Source organism: Providencia sp. Je.9.19 (assembly GCF_051129765.1).
Lineage (GTDB): Bacteria > Pseudomonadota > Gammaproteobacteria > Enterobacterales > Enterobacteriaceae > Providencia.
On sequence record NZ_JBCPSS010000030.1, the window covers coordinates 1 to 478 of the forward strand.

Below are 478 nucleotides of genomic sequence, written 5' to 3' on the forward strand. Positions count from 1 at the left end.
GACTAACGGCTGTCCAATCGCCATTTTCATCGGCGGTGGTTGTGAGTTTTTGCCCACCTATAATTAACACAATGGCGCTATTGGCTTCCGCTTTTCCTGAAAAATGAGGGCGCATATCATTGGTGACGTTATCCCCGATCATACCACTGTCAGAAGCCACATCTAGGCGTACCGATAATGCATCCACCTGGGTATCGACCGTAAATTGCCCGTGGAATACCCCGACATTGCCTGCATTATCCGTTACCCTGACTTGATAGTCATAGACTTTATCTTCCGTTACGGCGGGCAAAGTTACCTGCCAAGCCCCATCCTTACCCACCACTACTGGGTACTCCTGCCCAGTAAATACAACCACTGCCGCCGAGCCCGGCTTAGTTTTGCCGACTAAGGTCACCGCTTTTTCTTGGGTAAGATGGTCACCTTTCACACCCGAGTCGCTGTTTTGTGCCAGTGTGGCCTCGGCCGCGGGTAGCAC

General features: G+C 51.9%; 1 protein-coding gene. It reads right to left on the reverse strand.

Annotation, left to right across the window (positions count from 1 at the left end; all coding sequences use genetic code 11):
• Positions 1-478, reverse strand: a 478-nt coding sequence (locus AAZR93_RS21580; protein ID WP_434721040.1) for an Ig-like domain-containing protein, incomplete at both ends; no start/stop codon positions are given.